We start from the raw sequence: 23,507 nt of genomic DNA on the forward strand, positions 1-23,507 counted from the left end.
CTGCGCAAAGGCGCCACGGTGACGCGGCTGCTCCAGAGCGGACGGCAGCGCAGCTGCGCAAAGGCGCCACGGTGACGCGGCTGCTCCAGAGCGTACGGCAGCGCAGCTGCGCAAAGGCGCCACGGTGACGCGGCTGCTCCAGAGCGGACGGCAGCGCAACTGCGCAAAGGCGCCACGCGGCACAGCCGCGATCTTTCCCGACGCGCGCCTCTCCCGCGCGGACAGCAGTGCTGCATAGCGGGGGGAGGCGCGATGCGGGCTGGCAGAGAGAAAACCTGCAAAAGTGCAGGTTTTCTCCGTACAATTGGTTCATTTTGGCGAAAAGCCTGCGAAAGTGCAGGAATTTTCGGTAAAAATGAACCTGGGCCCATGTGCATGGCAAAAAGCCTGCACAATTGCAGGAATTTATCCTTGGCCGGCGTGCCGACGAGCAAAAAGATGTATTATTGCAGGTTTTTTCGCGCAGCCAGCAGGCAGATAACGCGCAGAAAACCTGCAACAAGTTGAAAAAGTGACGGGGAGGGGGAATTGGAGGGAGCACAATTGCAGGTTTTTCGCGCGCTAGCCCCCATGCCGTGGCTTGGCGGCAAGTTTTTTGGGCAGCCGCCCGCCAGCCTGCCAATCTCCACACGTCGGAGTGCGCCGGGCTGATCACCTTTTTCGCCTAGGTCGGGTCAGATGAATTAACTTGCAGGCCAGCATTCCAATCGGCGGATCAACCTGCTGCTGAACCCGCCCCGGCCGGTCATTTGTGGAAAAGATTTATCTCACTACATTTAAAGGAGTTGTTAAATTACGTGAAAAGAGTGCTGCAGGCTTTGACCGGAATCATCCTTTCGTTTGTATTGCTGCTGTCGGGCGTAATGCCGCAAGGCAAGGTGGCGGTCGCCGCCGGTGCGCCGGATTCGCTGCTGAGCTCCGACTTCGAGGATGGAACGACGCAGGGCTGGACCCCTAGGGGAAGCATTTCCCTGACCCTGGATTCCGCCGAAAAACACGGAGGCGCTTCCAGCCTTCGAGTCGACAATCGCCAGGCGACATGGCACGGGGCGAGCCACGACCTGACGGGCAGCCTGGGCTCAGGCCAGAAGATGCACGTGTCTGCCTGGGTCATGTTTAATAGCGGGCCTGCGGAGCAGACGTTTTCGCTTTCTTTTGAAAGAGGCTTTACGTCAAGCTCCGGGAAAAACGCCCAATATGACAATGCGGCGCAGGCCAAAGCGTCCAAAGGGGTCTGGACGAAGCTGGAGGCCGATTACACCGTCCCGGTCGACACCGATATGAACCGGATTTCCGCGTACGTTGAAACGGCGTGGAAAACAGCGCCGACGGCGGACGATCTCATCGGCTTTTATCTCGATGATATTGCAATCGTGCCCGTGAGCGCGTCGGGAAGCGGAAGTGTCGTTTTTGCCGCAGATTTCGAGGATGGCACGAAGGGAACATGGAGCCCGCGGGCCGGCGAAGCGCTGACCGTTGTCAATAGCGAGAAGCACGGCGGCAGCTACAGCCTGTTGACATCGGGCAGAACCGCAACGTTTAACGGGCCGTCCGCCAGCTTGTTCAGCGCCGTAAAGCCGGGCAAAACGTATCATGTATCGATATGGGCGATGTATAAGGACGGGCCGGCTTCGCAGGGCATATCCGCATCGACCGAAAAAGAGTTCAATCATGATGCGGCCAGCCGCAAATACGAAACCTTTGCAACGGTTGTTTTGAACAAAGGGGAATGGAAGCGGATCGAGGGAGATATCACAATTCCCGCTGACCCGACGCTGACGGATATCAAGCTGTATGCGGAGACCCCCTGGAAGCCGGACGATCAAACGACGCCAAATGATCTGATTGCTTTTTACATCGACGATGTGACCGTAACCGAAGCTGCTTCCATCGATATCCAGCGGGATATCCCGGATCTGCATTCGGTGCTTGATCCGTATTTTCCGATCGGAACCGCCATCGATCCCGCCGATGTGTTGAACGCTTCGGACATTCATTCCGAACTGATCAAGAAACATTTCAAAAGCTTGACGGCGGGCAATTTTATGAAGCCGGACGCCATCCAGCCGGTCGAAGGGCAGTTCGTCTGGACGAACGCCGATAAGCTGGTGCAGTTTGCCCAAGCGAACGGCATGCTTGTGAGAGGACACACGCTTGTATGGCACAGCCAGATTCCCGCTTGGTTTTTCACGGACCCGGCCGATCCGAGCAAGCCGGCGACGAGAGCGCAGCTGCTTGCCAGACTGGAAACGCACATCAAGACGGTGGTAGGCCGTTATAAAGGAAAAATCCAGTACTGGGACGTAGCCAACGAAGTATTGTCCGAGGACGGAAGCCTGCGCGGGACGGATAACGGCTCCAAGTGGAAAAGCATTATCGGCGATGTGGACGGCGACGGTTACGACAGCGATTATATCGAGCTCGCTTTCAAATACGCGCATGAAGCCGATCCGGATGCCAAGCTTGTCATCAACGATTACAATCTGGAAAGCTCGAATGCCAAGCTGGACGGCATGGTTGCGCTAGTGAAGAGAATGCTTGCCAAAGGCATTCCGGTGCATGCGGTCGGATTCCAAATGCACATTTCGAACGCCGCCCCCAGCATCGAGCAGATGCGCAGCGCCATCGAGAAGATCGGGGCTCTCGGAGTGAAGGTTCAGTCGACCGAGCTCGACATGTCGATCTATGCGAATTCAACCGAGAGCGAGAAGCCGGTAACGGACGCCATTTTGCTGGAGCAGGCCCGGCGGTACCGCGAGCTGTTCGAGATGTACAAACAGGAAGCGCAAAAGGGATATCTGGATTCGGTCACGATCTGGGGAATGGCCGACGACGGAACGTGGCTGGATAATTTCCCGGTCAAAGGGCGCAAGGACGCTCCTCTGCTGTTTGACAGGCAGCTGCAGGCGAAGCCGGCATTTTGGGGAATTGTCGATCCTTCGAAGCTCCCGGTTTACCGGAACGTCATGCAGGCAGCCCAAGGAACGCCGGTAATCGGCGCCACCCCGGATAAAATGTGGAAAGCCCTGAAGCCTACGAAGGTCGAAACGCGGGTAAGCGGCCAGAACGGAGCGACGGCGGAAGCGAGAACGATGTGGGATGCCTCCCATTTGTACGTTTTGCTGGAAGTGAAGGACAGTACGCGCAGCGGCAATGACAGCGTAGAAATTTTTATCGATCCGAATTACGATAAATCGAGCTCGTATATGCCCGACGATCTGCACTATACGATCGGCTGCAACGGTTCCGGGTCGGCGGCGGGCATTCAGCGCATCGTTACGCAGACCGCTGACGGTTACGCCGTGCAAGCGGTGATCCCGCTCAGCCAAGCCGGTGCTGCGCTGGCTGCAGGCGGCAAGCTGGGCATCGATTTCCGCGTGAACGATGACCAGGGCGGGGGAACTGTCGTTTCCTCCGCGGTGTGGAACGATTTCACGAATCACCAGAACACCGATCCGTCCAAGTTCGGAGATGTAGTCCTGGGCAACCCCGCGAAAATGATGGATGCCATTTATGGCACGCCGGTGATCGACGGCACCGTTGACGAGCTTTGGAGCCGTGCGCAAGCCGCCGGCACGGATGTATGGGTGCAGGGCACCTCAGGCTCGACGGCTGTCTTTAAGACGGCTTGGGACGAAAACTACCTGTACGTACTCGCGGACGTTACCGACAGCCTGCTAAGCAAAAAGAGCAGCAACGCTTACGAGCAGGACTCGGTGGAGCTTTTTATCGATCAGAACAAGCATCAAAGCTCCTACTACGAAACGGACGATGCCCAGTACAGAGTGAATTTTGACAATGAGGCGTCGTTTTCGGAAAACGGAGACAAAGCGCGTTTCAAATCGGCGACGAAGCTGACCGACCACGGCTATATCGTGGAGGCGGCCATCCCGCTCTCGGCGGTCACACCTAAGATCGGGACGCTGCTTGGCTTCGACCTGCAGGTGAACAACGATCAAACCGGCAGCGGCAAACGGGACAGCGTCGCTATCTGGTCCGACCCTTCCGGCAACTCGTACCGCGATACCTCCGGCTTCGGCACCGTGCAGCTGATCGCGGAACCGGTAACGGTCGCTTACCTGCAAAAGCTTGTCAATCAATACGCAAAAGACGGTTCGATCAACAACCGCGGGACCGCGAACAGCCTGCTGAAAAAGCTGGAAAAAGGCAAAGTGGAGCCGTTTATCAACGAGGTGAAGGCGCAGAAAGGCAAACATATCAAAGCGGCGGCGGCAGACGAGCTTTTGCGGAATGCGAAGCTGCTGCTCCATAAGTAAGCAGGCTGCCCCCCGAGTCACCCTGACTTGGGGGTGCCGATTGAAGTAGTTGCTCCCAGAGACGTTGCGAGGGGGGGGATGGTACGATAAGTATTGCTGGATAGTGAGAAAAGTGAACCAAAAAGCTCCCGGAAGGTTCTGTGGGCTTTTTGGTTGTTTGGACATAAAGTGCAATGAGGGCATCGCGGTTCGCGCAAAGCGAAACAGGCAATGAACATGCCGGAAACAGGCGGATGAAACTGGGGAAGAGAAACTTTCCACGACTGCAAGCCGGACCGACAGCATAATCTGTCTCGCAGCGCGAAGAAAGCCTGCAAAAGTGCAGCTTTTGCTCGATGAATACGCTGCCCACGACAAATTCCTGCAAATGTGCAGGCTTTTCGCCGCAAACATGGGCCCTGGCTCATTTTGATCGCAAATTCCTGCACAATCGCAGGCTTTTCGCCAAAATGAGCCGATTTCATAGAAAAAACCTGCACTTTCGCAGGTTTTCCCCCTTCCAAGCCGCCTTGTCTCCCCATTTCATCGTAGCAACCCGTGTTGGGGAGGCTTGGCCCACAACCCTTACGGTTCCTTTACCCGGTCACTTTATCAACAGTCTGATTTTCGTAGTCTTTCTAAGCGTTCATAGAGATGCGTCTCACCCATGTAGGTTTCTCAACAACCTGACTTTTACGGTCTATGCAGGCTTTACGGTCTTTACAGGCTTGCGGCCGTCAACCGCTCATCGAACGGGCTGCACCGCCTTTGGCGGCAAAACGAAACATCTTTGCCTCGGCCCGCCCCTTTTGGTTAGCGCTTGCGCGCCAGTATGAGCTCATTCAAGTACCGTTTGCGGACTTGTCCGCCAAATTCGCCGTCGATTAAAAGGCGGATGCATTGAAACAGCTGCTCCCGGTCGTGTTCGGACATGGTCCGGTGATCCGAATAAGTGGACAGCAGCTGGATGTATGGCTCCCGGTTGTAAGTCTCCTCGGTAACGTAGCTGCGGATCACCGGCTTTTCGAACAATCCCGACGCTTCCAGGTCCGCCGTATCGGGCTGCCACTCCGCTATGTCGGGGAGACGGAATTTGTCCGTAGCCCGGGGCTTATAGCGCTCATAACAATCCTGCACCCGCTCGAAGAAATCCTGATCGCCCCCCGCGACGTGGTTATAACGGATAATAGCCAAATGCCCTCCGGGGCGCAGCAAGGAGTACGTTTTGTTAAAGCGGACGGCCGGATCGATCCAATGGAACGCCGTGGCCGCCAGAACCAGGTCGTACTGCGCCCCGGCCGGAGGCTCCCACTCTTCGAAAGCGGTTGTCTGAATATCGACCCTATCGAACGGGGCCAGCTTGTTGCGGGCTACCCGCGCCATATCGGCACCTAGCTCGATAGCCGTAATGCGGCAGCCGCGTTCGGCGAGCGGAAGCGTCGCAATGCCGGTTCCGGCCCCGATCTCCAGCACGTGGGATGCGAAGGAGCATCCGGTTAAACGAAACAGCTCGTCGAAAAGTTCCCCGGGATACCGGTTGCGCGCTTGATCATACAGCTCCGCCACTTCGTTAAAGGTCGCCTTCTTTTCCATTGTCATTCGACACCGTCCTTTTCATTCAATTTCTAGTTAGAATTAATCAGATTTACGATTTCGATTTGATTGGTTTCAATAGCTCTGTCCAAAGGGCTTCCATTATAAGACGATATTTTACCTTTAAATTTCACGTGTGTTTTAAAATCAACGCCCAGTTCTAATAATAGTTGGACTATCTCCTTATATCCTAAACCGCAAATCCAAAACAGCAGCTCTGATTTAGGGGTTGTCTCACTTCTATAATCCGCTCCGTTTGCTAATAGGTATTCAGCAATTTTGAGATTATTTCTCCAACAAGCCCACTTGAACGCTGCTGAAAAATACTTTTTATCTATTCCATTTTCCACCAGCGTTTTAGCTGCTTCTAAATTCCCTCCATCAAGATTCGTTGTGAAATCAAGCAGAGAGCTTTTTAGACCGTCTACCTGATTTATATCTGCACCCTTGGACAATAGTAATTCATTGATCTCCCTGCTTCCGTGAGCACATGCAAAATGAATCGGTTGAAGATTGTTAGGACCTTTAGAATGGACGTCTGCTCCAACTTCAATTAAATATTTGGTGATATGGTAGTGGTTGTTAGTAATAGCAATTGATAAAGGCGATTGTCTCCCAACATCTTTAATTTCCTTGTCTGCTCCTGCTTCAATTAAAAGTTTTACGATATCCAGATTTCCGTTTTTGCAGCAAATTTGTAACGGAGTCCCTTGGATTGGATTTGAATAGTCAGTTAGTTTTTTATTGAGTATAGTAGGCTTAACGTTAATCAAAAGTTTTTGAACCAATTCTTTATTTTGATTGTAACAAGCGGAATGTAAAGTTTCTTCAAATATTTTTGTCATTTTAATCATCCTTAGACACTTGATCTACTCTAATTTCTATGTGATGGTAATTTGTCCAGTTGCCGGCGCCTACTATGTTGATGAGATCAGGAGCACCTCCACCTTCCTTCCCTGCTTCAGCGGTTGAAAGCGGCCCTTTTAGCGTTTTATGCACGTGTGCCGTTCCAAGTACTTGATTAGCATCATTATAGAAGATCAACGTAAGTTTATAATCATTCGATCCGGGCACTTTTCCACTGATCCATGCTGTTGCAACCGTGTAGTTCTCTGTATTGCGTTGGCGTTGAATGCCTAGCTGGACCCTTTCTTTCGAATCAGTCAGGTTCAGTAGAGGAGGTGCTGGAAGACCAAAGTAAAACGGAAATGTTTCTTGTAGAGTTATGATCTGAGTTGAGGTTACATCATAATGAACAGGAATTAATAACGTTGATGTTACACCTTTTCCTGCTCCTGCTTCGTTAAATAGCGCATATGGGATTTTAGCGATTATATCGCCCGCTGCATTCCAAAAGCTGAGCTTCCCCCACACATACCGCTCAAGCGGTCCAGGATTAATTCGGCCTACATTCCAAGCTTCATCTTGCAAGGCAAAATGGCCTTGAACAAAGGTACGCTCCCCCAATTTAACAACGTGAATATCACTTATGGTCATTAACTCACCGTAATCCGGGCTTATAGCACTTGGGAAAAGGGACTTATCGATTTCACCGTTATTTATTTCAGGGTTAATCAACCACTGATCTCCTTTCCAAGCGGTTTCGATTTGAAGTGCGTAAAATCCTGACGGCGATAAAAACTCGGCTTTGGCATGTACGGTTTGTGGCGATAAAACAGCCCCATTTGCTGCATCGTGGTATGGCAGATCGTACAGGGGCGTATCTGCAGCCAAATGGATGTCGGCATTAAACGGCTTAATTACACCAAGTTTGTAGTTTTCGATTCTAATCCACATATCTCCAAGCCATGTAGTGTGAATCTGAATCCATGCATAACCATCTGGTTGTGTAAAGGTACTGTCTTCTTCAGATTGAGTCCGAACTACTTTTACATTCTGGGGGCTCAGAGAGGCCACGGGCTCTAATTTATCGTCCGGTTCGGAATACAACTTAGTTGTATCTAAAAGGCTTATAATCCTAGGCATACCATTGGATAAGGATTCATTAGACGTCGTTTGCGCCTGTACTTGAAAAGCATTTAAGAAATTTGAAAAGAATATAAGCACAATACACATAAATAAAGAAGATTTTCTCAACTTACCACCTCATTCTTCATTTTCTTGCAATTATCAAAAAACGTTTAGAATTGGTCATTAAGCCCTTTTCTGTTTGGTTTTGTTCAATAAATTTTTCTAATACAACAAAGTCATTTTCGAATTGTCCAAAGTTCGGAATTATTGGAGTGTGTTTCAACAAGAATATTAAATCTTCGTAAGATCGGTAATACTCCGTTGAGTCGTACTCAAATGTTTGAATATCCTTAAATCCTGCTTCGCTTAATTCTGTAATATATTTATTCTGTAACGTTCCATCCTGAATACCAAATGACTGCCCTCGGCCAAAAGCCTGTTTCATGTTAATTTTATCCTCTTCGCTAACTTGCTGCGTAAGGAATATGCCGTCATGTGCTAAGACTTTGGCTACTTCTTCCGCATAAAATGGTGCGTGACGAGAAGATACAACATTAAAAAAGCTCTCTGGGAAATTGATTTTCTCAGCATCCATTTGCAAAATACGCACATTTGATGTCCTTGCCCGCCGCCAGTACCTATATCCAACAATATGTCTGATTTCTTGCACCTTCGGGAAACTTCGTGAAAAAAATCCCATTTTGCGCCTTCAGATATGCTGCTAACTTTACTAAAGTCCCATCCGTTTAATTGTCCAACGCGGTCGTAAAAATTTTTATATTCCAGCTCGTTCATTAATTTTCAATCCTTCCAATGAGATAATAAAAGCCAGAGGATTTAGAATTGCTGAATAGGAGCCGATGGCAGTTCATCAGTCCTGTTATTCAGACAACTCTTGGTATCCCTTGGCTTTATCCAAGGATGACAGCCGACACCGTTCAAAGTTTAGTTTCACTGTAATCAAAAGGGCAGAGTCCCCCCCTTGATGGCTGGTACGCGTTTTTTTCCAGCCCGAAAACTAAATACCTCGAACGAAACGGATTGTCATCCAATTCACCTCATTTTGAAAGTTATTCCAATTATAGTTCTAATGTTAATGACAAGCAAGATTTTTGATCGCGGTGCAGTTCGTGTTTTTTTCTGATCGCAGGAATCGTTTTGGGTCATGCAAGTAAGAAGAAAAAGCTACTTTAGTTTATTGGAAAAATTAGGGAATTTAGGTAACCTTATGTGTGTTAAAAACACGATTCAAGGAGGCTTTACACATGCCATGGTACCGATCTATGTTTGTCACGACATTGCTTATTGTCTGTTTATTGGGAATGTTACCCGGTATAACAGCATCAGCAGTCGACCAGAAGCCCTTGAAAGTATTCGTCGATACGAAACAAATCTCGTTCCAAATTCAACCGCAGATCATAAACGGTACAACCCTTGTCCAGTTTCGGCCGCTTTTCGAAGCGATGGGTATGGAAGTGAAATGAGATGAAGCCAACAGGCTTGTGACCGGGTCGAAGTCAGGTCTAACACTCTCTCTTCACATTGGCGACCTGGAGGCGACTGTTAACGGCAAGAAGGTCGAGTTGAGCCAAAGCGCACAAATTATGAACGGCAGCACCATGGTGCCGCTGCGTTTTATCGGGGAGTCATCGGACGCTATTGTCCATTGGGATCCGGTAAACAGGGAAATTACGGTGATTACCAGTGACTTGCTGAAGAGTCTGGGCATTACAAAGGAAGAGGCGCAGCGGCGTTTAGATGATTATGCCGCCAAGCAGTCGAAACAGACAGAGCCCTCGACAGATGGGACAGTTGCTACTCCAACACCTCAAGAGCCGGGGCAGGCGGCACCGACCTCTCCCCCTAAATCAACAGCACAAGCCGGTGCGCCTGTGGACCTCTCTGCTTTACAAGGAATGTACTATGGATTTAGGGACGATTTCGGAGGCTATGAATGCGGTGGTGCCTGCTGGGACATCTATAGCTTCCTCCCTGACAACCGTATTCTGGTCGGCGCTCCACCGCATGGCGGACCGGAAACAATCGATTGTACCCGAGACAGCTGCAGCACCTATACTATTTCTGACGGAAAGCTCAAGCTAAGCAATGGAAAAAGTTTTGCGATCACCACTTCAGATAAAGGTGAACTAGTCATTAATGATGTGACCCTATCTCCTGTTTTCCCTGTAGCTGATGGCTTTAAGCTTCAAGGGACATACAAATACATTGGCTATAGCGGCTTAGTCGGCGTTAATGCAGCTTCCTCGTCCTGGACGGAATACCTATCCTTCGCCAAAGACGGCACGTTCAAAAGCACCGATCTGACTCTAAGCTCTCTGGACGTTATTTCATCGGCAACCAATTCGACCGGCTCGAAGAGCGACAAGGGAACGTACAGTATATCAGGCAACACTATCGTGCTTACCTATGGGGATGGAACCGTAGTGAGCAGGCTCTTTTTCAACCATGGCGACGCGGGTGTCGAGAACCCCAAGAAAATCCAGGTTGGGAGTGACCGCTTCTACATTCCAGACGAGAAATAAAAATAACCGCCGAGGTTTCTCGAAAGTCAGAAGGGGTACAAGCGTGCCCCTTTGACACAAAAGTACCCGCAATAATATTATTGTGGGTACTTTTGTTACTTTGCAGTAAATCCCAATAATGTGGAGGAATTGAACTATTCTAATAAAATTTTATTTTCTTCAACTGTGAGTGTCCTGGCTCTTGTGCCAATTAGTAAGTTCATAAGATCTCTTCTCGCTTTACTCAACTCATCGGAAGGTACTCCGTAATCATGTGGCTCCTTCTCATCACTGGATGCGAACAAACTGCTGAAAAATTCATCATTTTCCGGTATTGTTAATTCCACTGGAAATTTTATTGTCTGATCTTTCTTATATAATTCATAAACAGTATGTGCCTTATAAGACCCCTCTTCCCCTTTCTTTCCTTTTTGATAACTTATATTCATTTCGGCTATTCTGCATGTCGGATAAGGATCGTCAGATTGTAATGGCAGTATTTTGTCTTCATACATTTTTTTTATTTTTAGATAGTCCACATGCTTATCTATATTTTTCTGTAGGTTTTCTTTACTTTTATCCGTGGTATGCCATGTCATACGCGCGTAATATTCCCATAATGATTCCGCATCTTTTTGTTTAAAAAGCATCGGGTAATATTCGGTTATTATTTGTGTTACTGTTGACAAGGATACTATAGGCTCAGAAGGAACCATTTTCTTTGCTACTTCTAACTGATTCTTTGCGTTTTGTAATAGTTTTTCATAATTTTGGTCAGTGACAGACTTGCTTTCCACGGATACACTTCTTTGCTCACAACCAGCTAGTAATGTTAAACTTAATATCATTACAGGGATTGTTTTTCGTAAAACCTTCATAAACCCACACCTTTCGTTATAGACAGAGATGCACCAGAAAACGGAGATGTTTACTGGTGCTATTGATATTATTAGTATGGGAAACCCGCTAGCGTGCAAAGAGAAAATGTTCAAGCTACTTGCTGCGTGAAATTCCTGGAAGCTGTTCTCCAAAGCTTTCCTTAAAGTCATTGAAAAGCTTGAATAATTAACCTTTGATTTTCATTAGTATCCCCAACTAGGACGGGGACCATATCATAACGATTTATCATCTATAATGCTGTCAACAAATAAGTCTTTATGTTTGGTTACTAACAAACGGTGCGTAATCCTTTTGGTATGATAGTTTTGTCTCCTCGTAAGTTGGAACTTCCAGCAGTTCTACATTTGTAATCTCTATATGTAAAAATTCCTTCGCAAGTATCCTCACGCTATTCTTAATGTCATCTATACCCCAGGACTGTGACAATTTTGACCACATATCAATATAAATTGGTTTGTAACCTTTTTCATTCACTGGAGCAAAGTGATTCACTTGATATGAAACATCTTCTGAATTCCTCGGATATATGAAATTATAATGAATATCGTTTTGACTATTTAAGAACTCCTCAATTTCTTCGCAGTATTCTTTATCGTCTGTTTTATCAAGTTCCTTTTCTAACAGATTTTTTAGGCATTTCGCTGTTGTGAGCTCAAAATATCCTAAAAAGTTTTTTTGCTCTTCATCAGAATAAAGTGTAATTTCATCGTTGCAACTTTTATTACAGAATCCATATACCCCATACCAAAAAAGCCAGTGTCGAACTCGAACGTACACAGTCATTATAATAATTCCCAACCCTCGTTCGTTATAACAAAAGGACACCCGGCAAACGGGCATCCTTTCGTATACTAATTGCCGGTAAATAGCTTGACAAAGAAGACGAAAAATATAAATAATGAGACCCCAAGATTGAGGATGGCAATTATTTTGTTGCTTCGCTTGAATTCCGAGAGGCCTGAAAATAACAGCATGAGTCCCAAAAATAATTGCATAAATTGCGTGTAGCGATAATCTGCTATATTCGTAAAAGAGTAAGATGCGACGGCGATAACGGCGACAGCAAAAAATAGACTGATGATGGAAAAAATATTCATTTTTCTGAGCATAAAACCTCTCCTTCCGATGAATTCATTATACGGTAAAACAACAATTATTCAAAATTTTGTAAGGCGAAGAGAGGACCGGATGAACCAAATCGGCATAAAAAAACCTCCCTCAAAAAATGAGGGAGGTTCTGATACGAGACAATTAAAATTTCGGATTTGCACCGTATTGGTTGTCTTCTTTGCTGTCTTGGCAAAAGAATACAAGCAAAATGATGGCGCCGACCAAAGGAATAAGGCCCAGCAAGAGCAACCATCCGCTTCTTCCGGTATCGTGCAGCCTCCGAGCTCCAACTGCTAAACTCGGAACCAGAACAGCTAAAGAATAAAGTCCGGATAACACGTTGCTGGTGCCGATGAACGAGTCTATAAGGGAAAGCACGACGGAAAAAATAGCGTTGAAAAGGAAAAACATCCAGTACTCTTGACGTCTAGCCCTCCCTTGAAACCCAGCATAATTTTTGATTACCTTCAAATACCACTCCACTTACATTTCCTCCTTGATGGGTAAAATTGTCTGATTTACGGTATCCGTAAATTCTGTCCCTATTACTTGTTCGATGTATAATACAAAATTCCTTTTTTCGACACAAAATTCCTTTAAAATTTATTTTTTGACACGGGTTCGCCATTTGAACAAAAAAATACGCAAGCGCCGGAAGATGCCGGACACTTGCGCAAGAACTTGCTTGACCGCATGTTGATTTTTAACTCTTATTCGGACTCCGATACAAGGGTGAAACGGGAATTGATATGTTTCGGATTTTCGATTTCATCCACGATCGCTATGGCGAAGTCGGCGTAGCTTACGTGACTTTCTCCTTTGGAATTGACAATCAGGTTATCTTTGCCCGTTGTATAGGAACCTGTGCGTTTGCCCTCCGGGTTGAAGAAAGCCGCTGGACTTACGAATGTCCACTTAATGCCGGAGGCATTTTTCAGATCCTCAAGGTTTTGGGCTTGGTTGGATGCAGTTGGTTTATAGATTTCCGGGAATTCCGGCGTATCGACCAAGCGAACGGTCTTAGCCTCGTCGACGAACAAGCTTCCCGCGCCGCCCACTACGATGATGCGGGTCTCGGGAGCTCCCTGAAGCGCGGCGATAAGCGATCTTCCGGCTTCGACGTGCAGGTGCTCTTGACCCGGTGCCGCGCCAAACGCGTTCACGATGACATCGAAAGCTCCGGCATCTTGCGCGGTGATATCAAAAACGCTTTTTTCAACAACGGATACGTTCGGCTCGTTTATTTTCGCCGCATCGCGGACAAATGCCGTTACCTCATGGCCTCGGCTCACTGCTTCTTTAAGTATTTGGGATCCGGCTTTGCCGCTTGCTCCGATAATTCCGATTTTCATAATGAACAACCTCCATTTGGTTTATGAGCGAAAGGAATGATGTAATCTCTTTAGTTACAACATGGTGAAAAAAAATAGGCTTTACACGCTTTTGACAGAACACACCCATGATCTTCAAAAATCATCGCTTCAAAAGCATGGTTCACGCAACGACCTCTCGCTGTAATCATTATAGTTACAGAGAAAGATCGTGTCAAGCTAAAAAGTGCCGCTCCCCATACGCGGTCATCCCGCCTAAAATTTATTGCCAAAAATGAAAAGCCAAGTTATGATTTTATCTGACGAACGTTCGTCAGGTTTAAGCTGGAGGATAATTCAATGACTCTGCAACATCTGCATGAAATCGCCTTGAAGCAGTTTGCTTTGCGCGGCTACGAAGGAGCGACGCTGGAAACGATCGCCCGGGAAGTCGGCATTAAGAAGCAATCCGTGTACGGCTACTGCAAAAGCAAAGAACAATTGTTTGTGCAAGTTTTTAAAAGCTCGGTGGACAAAGAAATCGAATTTTTGGATCAGTTGTTTCGGAGCTATGCCGAGTCCGGGCCGGAGCCCGTGCTGCTTGAGCTCATTAAGCAATACAAGAAGCGCTATGACGAAAGTTATACATTAAGGCTTATCATGTATGCCGGGTTTATTTTTCCCGCGAATTTGAAAGAGACTATCGGCAGCATGATCAGTGAGTATGTGGAGAAAAAAAGGCGGTATGTCTACGAGGTGTTCAACCGTTCCGCAGAAGCGGGGCTCCGGGTAGACGCCCGACAAGCTACGGAGGCTTTCATGAATTTGGTGGAAGGCATGCTGGTAGAATTGATCTATGAGGGGGCGCGGTTTGAAGAGCGGCTGCAAGCTTCCTGGGACATTTTTTGGAATGGCGTGAGGGGACCTGGCATATGAGCGTAAAGGAAAAATTATGGACAAAAGATTTTATTTTATTGGGGCTTTCGTGTTTGTTTCTGTTTCTGTCGTTTGAAATGCTTATGCCTGCGCTGCCCGTTTATTTGGCGGGTATTGGCGGGAATACGACGGAAATCGGCACGGTCATGGGATGCTTTACGATCAGCGCGATTTTGATCCGCCCTTTTTCGGGTCATGCCATAGGCAAAGTGGGGAAAAAGATACTGCTTATTATCGGCGGCGCGCTGTGCTTGGCGGCGACCGGATTTTATTATTTTGCCGCGACCGTACTGTGGGTTCTCGTCATTCGTCTGCTGCACGGATTCGGGTTTGGAATCGCCACAACGTTGTACGGCACCGTTGCTTCCGATATGGTTCCGCCTTCGCGGATGGGGGAGGGAATGGGCTACTTCGGCCTGGCCAACACCGTAGCGATTTCGATCGGGCCGTTTCTCGGCGTTGTCCTCATGGAACAGATGGGCTTTCAAAAGCTCATTCTAGTGTCCACCGTCATATTGGCGCTTGCGTGCCTGTGCAACTTGATCGTCAAAATTTCCCGTAAACCGGTTCATGCCCCGGAGCATTCGGACGCCGAGCAGGAGAAAGTCAGCTTCGCTTCGCAGCTGGTGGAAAAGAAGGCGCTGTTCCCCTCGCTGCTTGCGATGATGGTGGGCCTCGGTTTTGGAGGGATTTTGAGCTTCATTACCCTTTATGGAAAGCAAGTGGGGATCGGGAATATCGGTTACTTTTTTCTGGTTATGTCGATATTCGAGGTTTTGGTTCGTTTTGTATCAGGAAGAGTATTTGACACAAAAGGGCCTGCCTGGGTTATCATTCCGAGCGTCTTCTTGACGTTCGTAGCTACGCTGATTTTGTCTTATGCATCTTCCACAGTCACGATGCTGACTGCCGCTGTTTTTTATGGCTTGGGCTTCGGGGCGCTGTTCCCGGCGCTGCAAGCATGGGTCATAAACCGGGTAGACCCTCAAAGCCGCGGCTCGGCCACGGCAACCTTTTTTAACTTGTTCGACATCGGCATTGCCGGCGGCGCCGCGCTGCTGGGGTTCATCGCCGGCTTAACGGGCTATGCGGTTATGTATCGCATATCCAGTGTGTTTTATGCGATTCTTATCGTCGTTTACTTCGTCTACGAAGCAAGGGCCCGCCGGCGCAATCAGCCCGCTCTGCAGCCCGGAGTAAGCGACTCCGTTACCGATTGACAGTCTTTTTGCATCGCAGGAAACCCGGGCTTTTCAAAGCGCTTGGGTTTCTTTTTCATTGTACCGATTTTTAGTTTTACACGGTATATAACACGTGTTATATTAAAAGCAGAGGTGGAAGCAGTTGGGTAATAAAAGAGTAACCAGCCACGATGTCGCCCGTCTGGCCGGCGTATCCCGCAGCGTCGTATCCGCGGTGCTGAACGGGACGCAGGGCATCGGCGTCAGCCAGGAAACGCGGGAAACGGTGCTGGCCGCCATCCGCGAGCTGAACTATCATGTGGATGCCCAGGCGCGGGGCATGAAGACGGGAAAAAGCGGCAGTATTGCGGCTTTCGGCGATATTAGCCATCCTTTGTTCCTGCAGGTGCTGGAAGGGATGCAGAAGGCTTGCGGAGAATCCGGCTACCATCTGCTGATCAGCGGTCAGGGGACGCAGGAAGAGGGGCGCTTCAAGCTGATCGATTTATTTTTGCAGCGCCGTATCGACGGAATCGTATCGCTGGACCCGGTCAGCTACGCCGACGAGCGATGGGTGGAAGAGCTGAAGCAATCCCGTGTCCCTTACGTATCGGTGGAAGGCTATGCGGAATCGAATGCGGTCGTGTCCGTTTTGACGGACTACAGGCAGAGCGTCATGGATGCGCTCGATCATATGTACGCCAGCGCCGGACAAAAGCAATACCCGGCTTACATGCAGATGGACCAAAGCGGCAGCGAGCATAATTGGGTGGAACGGAGCCGGAGGCAGGCGTACATCGATTGGTGCGGTCAGCGGCAAGCGGAGCCGGTGATTTACGAGCTTAAGCGGGACGACGAACCCGGCGTGCAACAGATTTTGGAGCGGATGAAGGCCGGAGCTTCGGACATAGCTCCCCTGCTGTGCAACTGGTCTTTCGGCGCGGTTGCGGTGTACAGGGCGGCCCGCCGCCTGGGGCTTGAGGTCGGGGCGGACATTCAGGTCATGGCGGCGGATAACACCTTGCGGCTGAACCGTTACCTTGTGCCGTCCTTGAGCGCGATGGACATTCCTTACGTGCGGATGGGCGAAGCGGCTGTCCGCGTTTTGCTGGAGCTGATGGCAAGCAAGAAGGGTCCGGCAGCATCCGCCAAGCATTGGCTGAAAGCCGACTTGCTCATAGGCGAGAGCACCAAATCGGAAGGCCGGATAGACCGCCGGGAAGACCGGGATTAAAAGGCACAACGCAGGTGCCGGCACAGCTGGAAATGAACTGCTCTTTAATGAGAGAGCGGTTTCATTATAAAAATAACACGTGTTATATAATGGAGGAGTGCACGCATGTTTTGGACTGTGGAGAAGTTGACGCAGCGGTTGAAAGAGCTAAGCGCCTACCGGTATCGCGATGCCATCGATTTGAATGAATGGGCTTTCATGGTCGATGGGGAGAAAAAGAACGGCGTGCGGCCCCCTGACGCAGGGGAATGGACAACGATCACCAAAGGTGACCGTTGGAAAGGCCGCGATCTGTACGTATGGCTGCGCAAACAAGTGGACGTTCCGGCTGCATGGAAAGACCGCACGGTCGTCGGCGTATTTGACTTCGGCAAAACGGGAGACTGCAACAACTCCGGGTTTGAATCGCTTTTGTATCTCAATGGCAGTCCTTATCAGGGCGTGGATTCGAACCATCTTGAAGTGTTTTTGCCGCGGGAAGCTGCCGGGGCTTCAGCAGACTTGTGCTTCCGCCTGTGGTCCGGCTTGGAAGGCGGGGGACCGCCTGTCGAGCAGGAGCATCAATTTTACCGTGCAGAGCTGGCCTGGCTGGATGAGGCGGCCGACGATCTGTACTACACCGGCCGCGCCGTGCTGGAAACGTCCAAGACGCTCGGCGAGAACGATCCGCAGCGCCAGGAGCTGCTGCAAACGGCGGACCGCGCCTTTTTGCGGCTCGATTGGTCGAAGCCGGGGTCGGACGCTTTTTACGCAAGCATAAAAGAGGCAAGGGACGTACTGCGCGAAGCGGTGTCCAAATGGGAGAAGCGGCATGCGGTCACGGTGCACTGCATCGGGCATACGCACATCGACGTGGCGTGGTTGTGGCGGCTGACGCATACGCGGGAGAAAGCGGCGCGCTCTTTTTCCACGGTACTCCGCTTGATGGAGAAATTTCCGGAATATGTGTTTCTGCAGACGCAGCCCCAGCTTTATGCCTACATCAAAAACGACTACCCGGAGCTTTATGCGCAGATTAAAGAGCGGGTCAAAGAGGGCCGCTGGGAAGCCGGCGGGGCGATGTGGCTGGAGGCGGACTGCAACCTGACCAGCGGCGAATCGCTCGTTAGGCAGATTTTGTACGGCACGCGTTTTCTTCGCGAGGAATTCGGGGCGGAATGCACGTATTTGTGGCTGCCGGACGTGTTCGGCTACAGCTGGGCTTTGCCGCAAATATTGAAGAAATCGGGCATCGATACGTTTATGACGACGAAAATCGGCTGGAACCAGTACAACCGGCTGCCGCACGATACGTTCCAATGGCGCGGTATCGACGGCTCCGAGGTGCTGACATATGTTATCACGACGCCTCCTTCTGCGACGCACAAGGGTTGGTCGCACACGTATAACGGCTTGATCGAGCCTTTTTCCGTGCAGGGCATTTGGAATAGGTACCAGGACAAAGAGATCAACCGGGATTTGCTGCTCGCTTACGGCTATGGCGATGGGGGCGGCGGCGTGAACCGCGAGATGCTGGAGATGCGCCGCAGGCTGGAAGTGATGCCGGGTCTTCCTAACGTCGTACCGAGCCGGGCGGATGCGTTTTTCGAGAAGCTGCAGGAGACGGTTCAGGCGACGGACCGGTATGTGCATACTTGGGATGGCGAACTGTACCTGGAGTACCATCGCGGGACGTATACCAGCCAGGCTTACAATAAACGGATGAACCGCAAGCTGGAGCTGCTGTACCGCGAAAGCGAGTGGATACAGGCGCTGAACTGCGTCGCGGGGCAATCCTGGGCCGCTTATCCGCAGGAAAAGCTGTATCAAGGCTGGGAGATTCTGCTGCGCAACCAGTTCCACGACATTATTCCCGGCTCCTCGATCACGGAAGTGTACGAGGATTCCCGCGTGGAATACGCGGAAGCGGAACGCCTGGGCCGCGAGGTATGGCAGGCCGCCGCAGGGCATCTGGCCGGCGCGGGGCAACTGACTGCCACGGGGCAATTGGCGGCCGCGGATCGCGCAGAGCAAGCCGGCGGGCCGGGGGCGATGGGCTGGACCGTGTTCAACAGCGCCTCTTATGCGCGGTCGGAGCTTGTGAGCATTCCCGCCCTGGACGGCTGCGAAACGGGAAGCTGGAGAGGAGCGGACGGCCGCCCGCTGAAGGCGGAACGCGTCGGAAGCTTTTGGCAAGTGGCGGTGGAAGAGGTTCCGGCTCTTGGCTGCACGACGATAAGTTGGACTGCGGAAAAGGGAGCGGAGCAAGCGGGGGCGGCCCTGTTTAACTATGACGGGCGCTCCTTGACGACGCCGTACTACGTGCTGGAATGGAACGAGGCCGGGCAGTTGACGCGGATTTTTGACCGTGAGGCACGGAGGGAAGTTTTGGCTGCCGGGCAGCTCGGCAATGTGCTGCAAGTTTTTGAAGACAAGCCGATTAATTACGAGGCGTGGGATATCGACATTTTTTATCAGGAAAAACAAAACCTGTTTCAAAATCTGCAATCTCTGGAATTGATCGAATGCGGGATGTACAGAGCGGTTCTGCAATTCAAGTGGGCGTATATGGATTCCACTGTGAGCCAAAAGTTGATCGTATATTCCGACAGCAGGCGGATCGATTTTGCGACGGAAGCGGATTGGCATGAGAAGCAGCAGCTGTTGAAAGTGGCGTTCCCGGTTTCCATCCGCTCGACGGAAGCGACGTTCGACATCCAGTTCGGCAATGTAAAACGCCCTACGCACTGGAACACGGGCTGGGATCATGCCCGATTCGAAACGGTCGGCCATCAATGGGCCGATTTGTCCGAGCGTGGCTATGGGGTCAGCTTGCTGAACGATTGCAAATACGGCTACGATGTGAAGGACAACGTTCTGCGCCTGACGCTGATCAAATCGGCGACGCATCCCGATCCTCATGCGGATCAGGGCAGCCACGAGTTCACGTACTCGCTGCTGCCGCACGAGGGAGACTGGGTCGACGGCCAAACGGCGCAAGAGGCGTGGGCGTTGAACAATCCGCTGACCTATATCCAGGGCAGCTCGGCTCTTTCCGGCAGAAGCCTGCTGAAGCCGGACGCTTCCTTTGTCACCGTTGACGCGGTGAAAAAGGCCGAAGACAGCGACCGCATCATCGTGCGGCTGCATGAATTCACCGGCACCCGCGGAACGGTGCGGTTGACCAGCGATTTCCGCCTGGCGTCCTGGCAGGAAACGGATTTGATGGAGCGCCCGATCGGCGAACTCCGGGAGCAGCCCGTTATCGAATTCGACATTCAGCCGTATGAGATCAAAACGTTCCTGCTCGATCTGAAATAAGCGTGATAAGCCGGCCGATTGGCCGGCTTTTTGCGTTGCACGCTCTGCTTCGCCGGACAACGAGCCGGCAACACAACGCGCGCCCAGCGAGCCGGGCCGCGGGGGGAAGGCGCCATGCGCCGGCAACACAACGCGCGCCCAGCAAGCCGGGCCGCGGGGGGAAGGGGCGCCATGCGCCAGCATCGCAACGCGCGCCTAGCGAGCCGGGCTGCGGGGGGAAGGAGCGCCATGCGCCAGCATCGCAACGCGCGCCTAGCGAGCCGGGCTGCTCAAAAGGCGCAGCCGATTGTGAAGCGGCTCGGCTAGCCGAAAAACCTGCGAAAGTGCAGGCTTTTTCGGCAAAAGCGGCCCGTTTTTGGGAAAAGCCTGCAAATGTGCAGGAATTTTCGGCTCAAACGGGCCTGGGCTCATCTGGACACCGAAAAGCCTGCAAATGTGCAGGAATTTTACTTTGCAAGCGCTTTACAGAGCAAAAAGATGTATTTTTGCAGGTTTTTTCCGTGCGATCAAGTGGCTGTGATGCTTCTATCGTGTGGGTTTCTTCGTACTGCCAAGTAGCCATATTTCTCTAACGTGTGGGTTTCTCCGCAGCCAAGTAGCCGTGTGCTTCTAACGTATGAGTTTCTCCGCTGCTAAGTAGACATGTTTCTCTAACGTGTGGGTTTCTCTGCACTGCCAAGTAGCCGTGATGCCTCTAACAATATTTTTGAAAATAACGGTGTGTTCAGTTTTTGTTTATTCGCATAATTTACAATATCGGGAAAACGCATATGAGGCAGGAGGAAGTTATGAGCACATCTTTTAAAAAGTATGCCGCCGAATTCATCGGGACGTTCGTTCTCGTTCTGTTCGGCTGCGGCAGTGCCGCGACGGCGGGGGGACAGCTCGGGTATTTGGGCATCGCTTTTGCATTCGGTTTATCCATTGTTGCGATGGCCTACGCCATCGGCCCGGTTTCAGGCTGCCACATCAACCCGGCGGTTTCCCTGGCTATGCTGATCTGCCGCAAATTGTCCGGGAAGGATTTCGTAGGGTACGTCATCTCGCAAGCGGCGGGCGCTATCGCCGGTGCAGGTCTTCTCTACGCAATTATTGCTTCCACGGGCAAAAATGTGACGGGACTTGGTCAGAACGGTTTCGGTTCGGGTTATGGGATCGGCATTTCGGTCGGAATGGCGATCATCGTCGAGATTGTGCTGACGTTCGTGTTTATCTACACGATTCTGGGCGTCACATCGGCGGATATTCATGCCAGCGTGGCGGGTTTGGTCATCGGTCTGACCCTTGCTTTTGTGCATATTTTGGGCATAGGCTTAACGGGAACGTCGGTCAATCCGGCAAGAAGTTTGGGGCCAGCGCTGCTGCTTGGCGGGCAACCGTTGTCGCAGGTATGGGTGTTTCTCACGGCTCCGTTTGTCGGAGCGGTCCTGGCCGCCATTGTGTATCGCGCGCTGAACGTTAGTAAAGCGAAACACTAATTCGATTTGCGGAAAATAGTAAAACGGCTCTGTCTGCATGGCGCAAACAGGGCCGTTTTAACGTTGTTCTGCGATTTTAAAATACTTTCGTCGTCCAGGACTCGCAGTTCCATGTATCCGTAACGACATCCCGATAAAATTCCGGTTCGTGGGAAATGAGCAGGATGCTGCCTTTGTACGCCTTGAGGGCGCGTTTCAGCTCATCCTTGGCATCGACGTCCAAATGGTTGGTCGGCTCGTCGAGCACGAGCAGGTTCGTGTCGCGGTTGATCAGCTTGCAGAGGCGCACCTTCGCCTTTTCGCCGCCGCTAAGCACGGTAATTTTGCTTTCGATATGCTTGGTCGTGAGTCCGCATTTGGCCAGCGCTGCGCGCACTTCGAACTGCGTAAAGGATGAGAATTCGTTCCATATTTCCTCGATGCACGTATTGTTGTTGGCTTCCTTGGACTCCTGCTCGAAGTAGCCGATATGCAAGTTGTCTCCAAGCTGAACGGAGCCGGACAAAGCCTTGATCTCGCCCAAAATGCTGCGCATCAGCGTCGTTTTCCCGATGCCGTTCGCCCCGACCAGGGCGATCTTCTGGCCGCGCTCCATGCGGAGATCGAGCGGTCTGGATAACGGTTCCTCGTAACCGATGACGAGCTCCTTGGCTTCGAAAATCAGCTTGCCGGACGTTCTCGCCTCTTTGAAATTGAACTGCGGCTTCGGTTTTTCCTTCGCCATCTCGATAACTTCCATTTTGTCCAGCTTCTTTTGTCTGGACATCGCCATGTTCCGCGTCGCGACACTCGCTTTGTTGCGGGCTACGAAATCTTTTAAATCGGCGATTTCCTGCTGTTGGCGTTTATAGGCCGATTCCAGCTGCTGCTTTTTCATTTCGTACACTTGCTGGAAATGTTCGTAATCGCCGACGTAGCGGTTCAGCTCCTGATTTTCCATATGATAAATCAGATTGATGACGCTGTTCAGGAACGGAATGTCATGGGAGATCAGAATGAATGCATTCTCGTATTCCTGCAGGTAGCGTTTCAACCATTCGATATGCTGCTCGTCGAGATAGTTCGTCGGCTCGTCGAGGAGGAGAATATCCGGCTTTTCGAGCAGCAGCTTTGCCAGCAATACTTTCGTCCGCTGTCCGCCGCTCAAGTCGTGGACGTCCTTATCAAGCCCGATATCGGTAAGCCCCAGTCCGCGGGCGGTTTCCTCGATCTTGGCATCGATCATGTAAAAATCCTGATTGGTAAGCGTATCCTGAATCGTTCCGACATCTTCGAGCAATTGCTCCAGTTCTTCCGGCGAGACGTCGCCCATCTTCGCGTACATGTCGTTCATCTCTTGCTCCATATCGAACAAGTACTGGAAAGCTCCCTTCAAGACATCGCGGATCGTCATGCCCCGGCTGAGCACCGCGTGCTGATCCAGATAGCCGACGCGCATGCGCTTGGACCATTCGATTTTGCCGTCATCGGGCTGAAGCTTGCCCGTAATGATGTTCATGAAGGTCGATTTGCCTTCGCCGTTAGCGCCGATGAGTCCGATGTGCTCGCCCTTGAGCAGGCGAAACGATACATCGTTGAAGATAGCGCGGTCTCCAAAGCCGTGGCTTAGTCGTTCTACGTTAAGTATGCTCATGAATGACACCTTTTCTTTTAAACTATATTCTTGCTTTATTATATACGCTATGCCGCGGACAACTCAATGCGGTAACCTTCAGA

At 50.7% G+C, this 23,507-nt stretch carries 16 protein-coding genes and 2 pseudogenes; 7 read left to right on the forward strand and 11 right to left on the reverse strand.

From position 1 onward, the window contains the following. Positions 1 to 797 precede the first annotated feature (797 nt). Positions 798 to 4,277 carry an endo-1,4-beta-xylanase gene (locus tag AC0LWT_RS19290; RefSeq protein WP_474682888.1) on the forward strand — a complete coding sequence of 1,160 codons (3,480 nt, stop codon included), beginning with the start codon at positions 798 to 800 and terminating at the stop codon, positions 4,275 to 4,277. Positions 4,278 to 4,294: 17 nt separating this feature from the next. Here the strand turns inward: AC0LWT_RS19290 and AC0LWT_RS19295 are convergent, their stop codons facing one another. The 5 genes and pseudogenes from AC0LWT_RS19295 to AC0LWT_RS19315 form a co-directional block, all read right to left on the reverse strand. After that, entirely contained in the window at positions 4,295 to 4,780 is a 486-nt protein-coding gene (locus AC0LWT_RS19295; RefSeq protein ID WP_474682889.1) for a hypothetical protein, read from the reverse strand. A gap of 289 nt (positions 4,781 to 5,069) precedes the next feature. Next, positions 5,070 to 5,855: a class I SAM-dependent methyltransferase gene (locus AC0LWT_RS19300; protein ID WP_474682890.1), complete on the reverse strand. Its 786-nt coding sequence runs from the start codon at positions 5,853 to 5,855 to the stop codon at positions 5,070 to 5,072. 26 nt (positions 5,856 to 5,881) lie between these two features. After that, positions 5,882 to 6,694 carry an ankyrin repeat domain-containing protein gene (locus AC0LWT_RS19305; RefSeq protein ID WP_474682891.1) on the reverse strand — a complete coding sequence of 271 codons (813 nt, stop codon included), beginning with the start codon at positions 6,692 to 6,694 and terminating at the stop codon, positions 5,882 to 5,884. Position 6,695: 1 nt separating this feature from the next. Beyond that, positions 6,696 to 7,946, reverse strand: coding sequence for a hypothetical protein (locus AC0LWT_RS19310; RefSeq protein WP_474682892.1), 1,251 nt, complete (start codon positions 7,944 to 7,946; stop codon positions 6,696 to 6,698). Positions 7,947 to 7,962: 16 nt separating this feature from the next. Next, positions 7,963 to 8,615, reverse strand: a pseudogene (locus tag AC0LWT_RS19315) (class I SAM-dependent methyltransferase). A 527-nt stretch (positions 8,616 to 9,142) separates the two neighbouring features. Here AC0LWT_RS19315 and AC0LWT_RS19320 point away from each other — a divergent pair. Then, a pseudogene (locus AC0LWT_RS19320) lies at positions 9,143 to 10,363 on the forward strand (stalk domain-containing protein). Between the two features lie 134 nt (positions 10,364 to 10,497). Here AC0LWT_RS19320 and AC0LWT_RS19325 read toward each other — a convergent pair. The 5 genes from AC0LWT_RS19325 to AC0LWT_RS19345 form a co-directional block, all read right to left on the reverse strand. Then, positions 10,498 to 11,220, reverse strand: a complete 723-nt coding sequence (locus tag AC0LWT_RS19325) for a hypothetical protein (RefSeq protein ID WP_474682893.1) — start codon at positions 11,218 to 11,220, stop codon at positions 10,498 to 10,500. A gap of 277 nt (positions 11,221 to 11,497) precedes the next feature. Next, positions 11,498 to 12,025: a hypothetical protein gene (locus tag AC0LWT_RS19330; RefSeq protein WP_474682894.1), complete on the reverse strand. Its 528-nt coding sequence runs from the start codon at positions 12,023 to 12,025 to the stop codon at positions 11,498 to 11,500. Positions 12,026 to 12,093: 68 nt separating this feature from the next. Next, entirely contained in the window at positions 12,094 to 12,351 is a 258-nt protein-coding gene (locus tag AC0LWT_RS19335; RefSeq protein WP_474682895.1) for a DUF3953 domain-containing protein, read from the reverse strand. Between the two features lie 142 nt (positions 12,352 to 12,493). Further along, the gene (locus AC0LWT_RS19340; protein WP_474682896.1) at positions 12,494 to 12,835 is read right to left on the reverse strand and encodes a DUF805 domain-containing protein; all 342 of its coding nucleotides are present in this window, start codon (positions 12,833 to 12,835) and stop codon (positions 12,494 to 12,496) included. Positions 12,836 to 13,062: 227 nt separating this feature from the next. Then, positions 13,063 to 13,704 (reverse strand): NAD(P)-dependent oxidoreductase, encoded by a 642-nt coding sequence (locus AC0LWT_RS19345; protein ID WP_474682897.1) that lies wholly within the window; start codon positions 13,702 to 13,704, stop codon positions 13,063 to 13,065. A 318-nt stretch (positions 13,705 to 14,022) separates the two neighbouring features. On the opposite strand from AC0LWT_RS19345, the gene AC0LWT_RS19350 reads away from it, so the two are divergent. From AC0LWT_RS19350 to AC0LWT_RS19370, 5 genes are all read left to right on the forward strand, one after another. After that, positions 14,023 to 14,598, forward strand: a complete 576-nt coding sequence (locus tag AC0LWT_RS19350; RefSeq protein WP_474682898.1) for a TetR/AcrR family transcriptional regulator — start codon at positions 14,023 to 14,025, stop codon at positions 14,596 to 14,598. Next, entirely contained in the window at positions 14,595 to 15,818 is a 1,224-nt protein-coding gene (locus AC0LWT_RS19355) for an MFS transporter (RefSeq protein WP_474682899.1), read from the forward strand. Before AC0LWT_RS19350 ends, AC0LWT_RS19355 begins: the two co-directional genes overlap by 4 nt. A 124-nt stretch (positions 15,819 to 15,942) precedes the next feature. Continuing rightward, entirely contained in the window at positions 15,943 to 17,013 is a 1,071-nt protein-coding gene (locus AC0LWT_RS19360) for a LacI family DNA-binding transcriptional regulator (protein WP_474682900.1), read from the forward strand. 105 nt (positions 17,014 to 17,118) lie between these two features. Next, positions 17,119 to 20,313, forward strand: coding sequence for an alpha-mannosidase (locus AC0LWT_RS19365; protein WP_474682901.1), 3,195 nt, complete (start codon positions 17,119 to 17,121; stop codon positions 20,311 to 20,313). Positions 20,314 to 21,101: 788 nt separating this feature from the next. Further along, positions 21,102 to 21,791: an MIP/aquaporin family protein gene (locus AC0LWT_RS19370; protein WP_474682902.1), complete on the forward strand. Its 690-nt coding sequence runs from the start codon at positions 21,102 to 21,104 to the stop codon at positions 21,789 to 21,791. A 76-nt stretch (positions 21,792 to 21,867) separates the two neighbouring features. Here AC0LWT_RS19370 and AC0LWT_RS19375 read toward each other — a convergent pair whose 3' ends face one another. After that, complete coding sequence (locus tag AC0LWT_RS19375; protein WP_474682903.1) at positions 21,868 to 23,424, reverse strand: ABC-F family ATP-binding cassette domain-containing protein; 1,557 nt, start codon at positions 23,422 to 23,424, stop codon at positions 21,868 to 21,870. Positions 23,425 to 23,507: the final 83 nt, after the last annotated feature.

The sequence above is a fragment of the Paenibacillus sp. sgz302164 genome, from assembly GCF_056120505.1.

Excerpts from the sequence above, each read along its gene's own strand:
- AC0LWT_RS19330 (WP_474682894.1), bottom strand. The coding sequence starts at position 12,025 with ATGACTGTGTACGTTCGAGTTCGACACTGGCTTTTTTGGTATGGGGTA.
- AC0LWT_RS19370 (WP_474682902.1), top strand. The coding sequence starts at position 21,102 with ATGAGCACATCTTTTAAAAAGTATGCCGCCGAATTCATCGGGACGTTC.
- AC0LWT_RS19335 (WP_474682895.1), bottom strand. The coding sequence starts at position 12,351 with ATGCTCAGAAAAATGAATATTTTTTCCATCATCAGTCTATTTTTTGCT.
- AC0LWT_RS19375 (WP_474682903.1), bottom strand. The coding sequence starts at position 23,424 with ATGAGCATACTTAACGTAGAACGACTAAGCCACGGCTTTGGAGACCGC.
- AC0LWT_RS19305 (WP_474682891.1), bottom strand. The coding sequence starts at position 6,694 with ATGACAAAAATATTTGAAGAAACTTTACATTCCGCTTGTTACAATCAA.
- AC0LWT_RS19345 (WP_474682897.1), bottom strand. The coding sequence starts at position 13,704 with ATGAAAATCGGAATTATCGGAGCAAGCGGCAAAGCCGGATCCCAAATA.
- AC0LWT_RS19325 (WP_474682893.1), bottom strand. The coding sequence starts at position 11,220 with ATGAAGGTTTTACGAAAAACAATCCCTGTAATGATATTAAGTTTAACA.
- AC0LWT_RS19300 (WP_474682890.1), bottom strand. The coding sequence starts at position 5,855 with ATGACAATGGAAAAGAAGGCGACCTTTAACGAAGTGGCGGAGCTGTAT.
- AC0LWT_RS19365 (WP_474682901.1), top strand. The coding sequence starts at position 17,119 with ATGTTTTGGACTGTGGAGAAGTTGACGCAGCGGTTGAAAGAGCTAAGC.
- AC0LWT_RS19355 (WP_474682899.1), top strand. The coding sequence starts at position 14,595 with ATGAGCGTAAAGGAAAAATTATGGACAAAAGATTTTATTTTATTGGGG.
- AC0LWT_RS19350 (WP_474682898.1), top strand. The coding sequence starts at position 14,023 with ATGACTCTGCAACATCTGCATGAAATCGCCTTGAAGCAGTTTGCTTTG.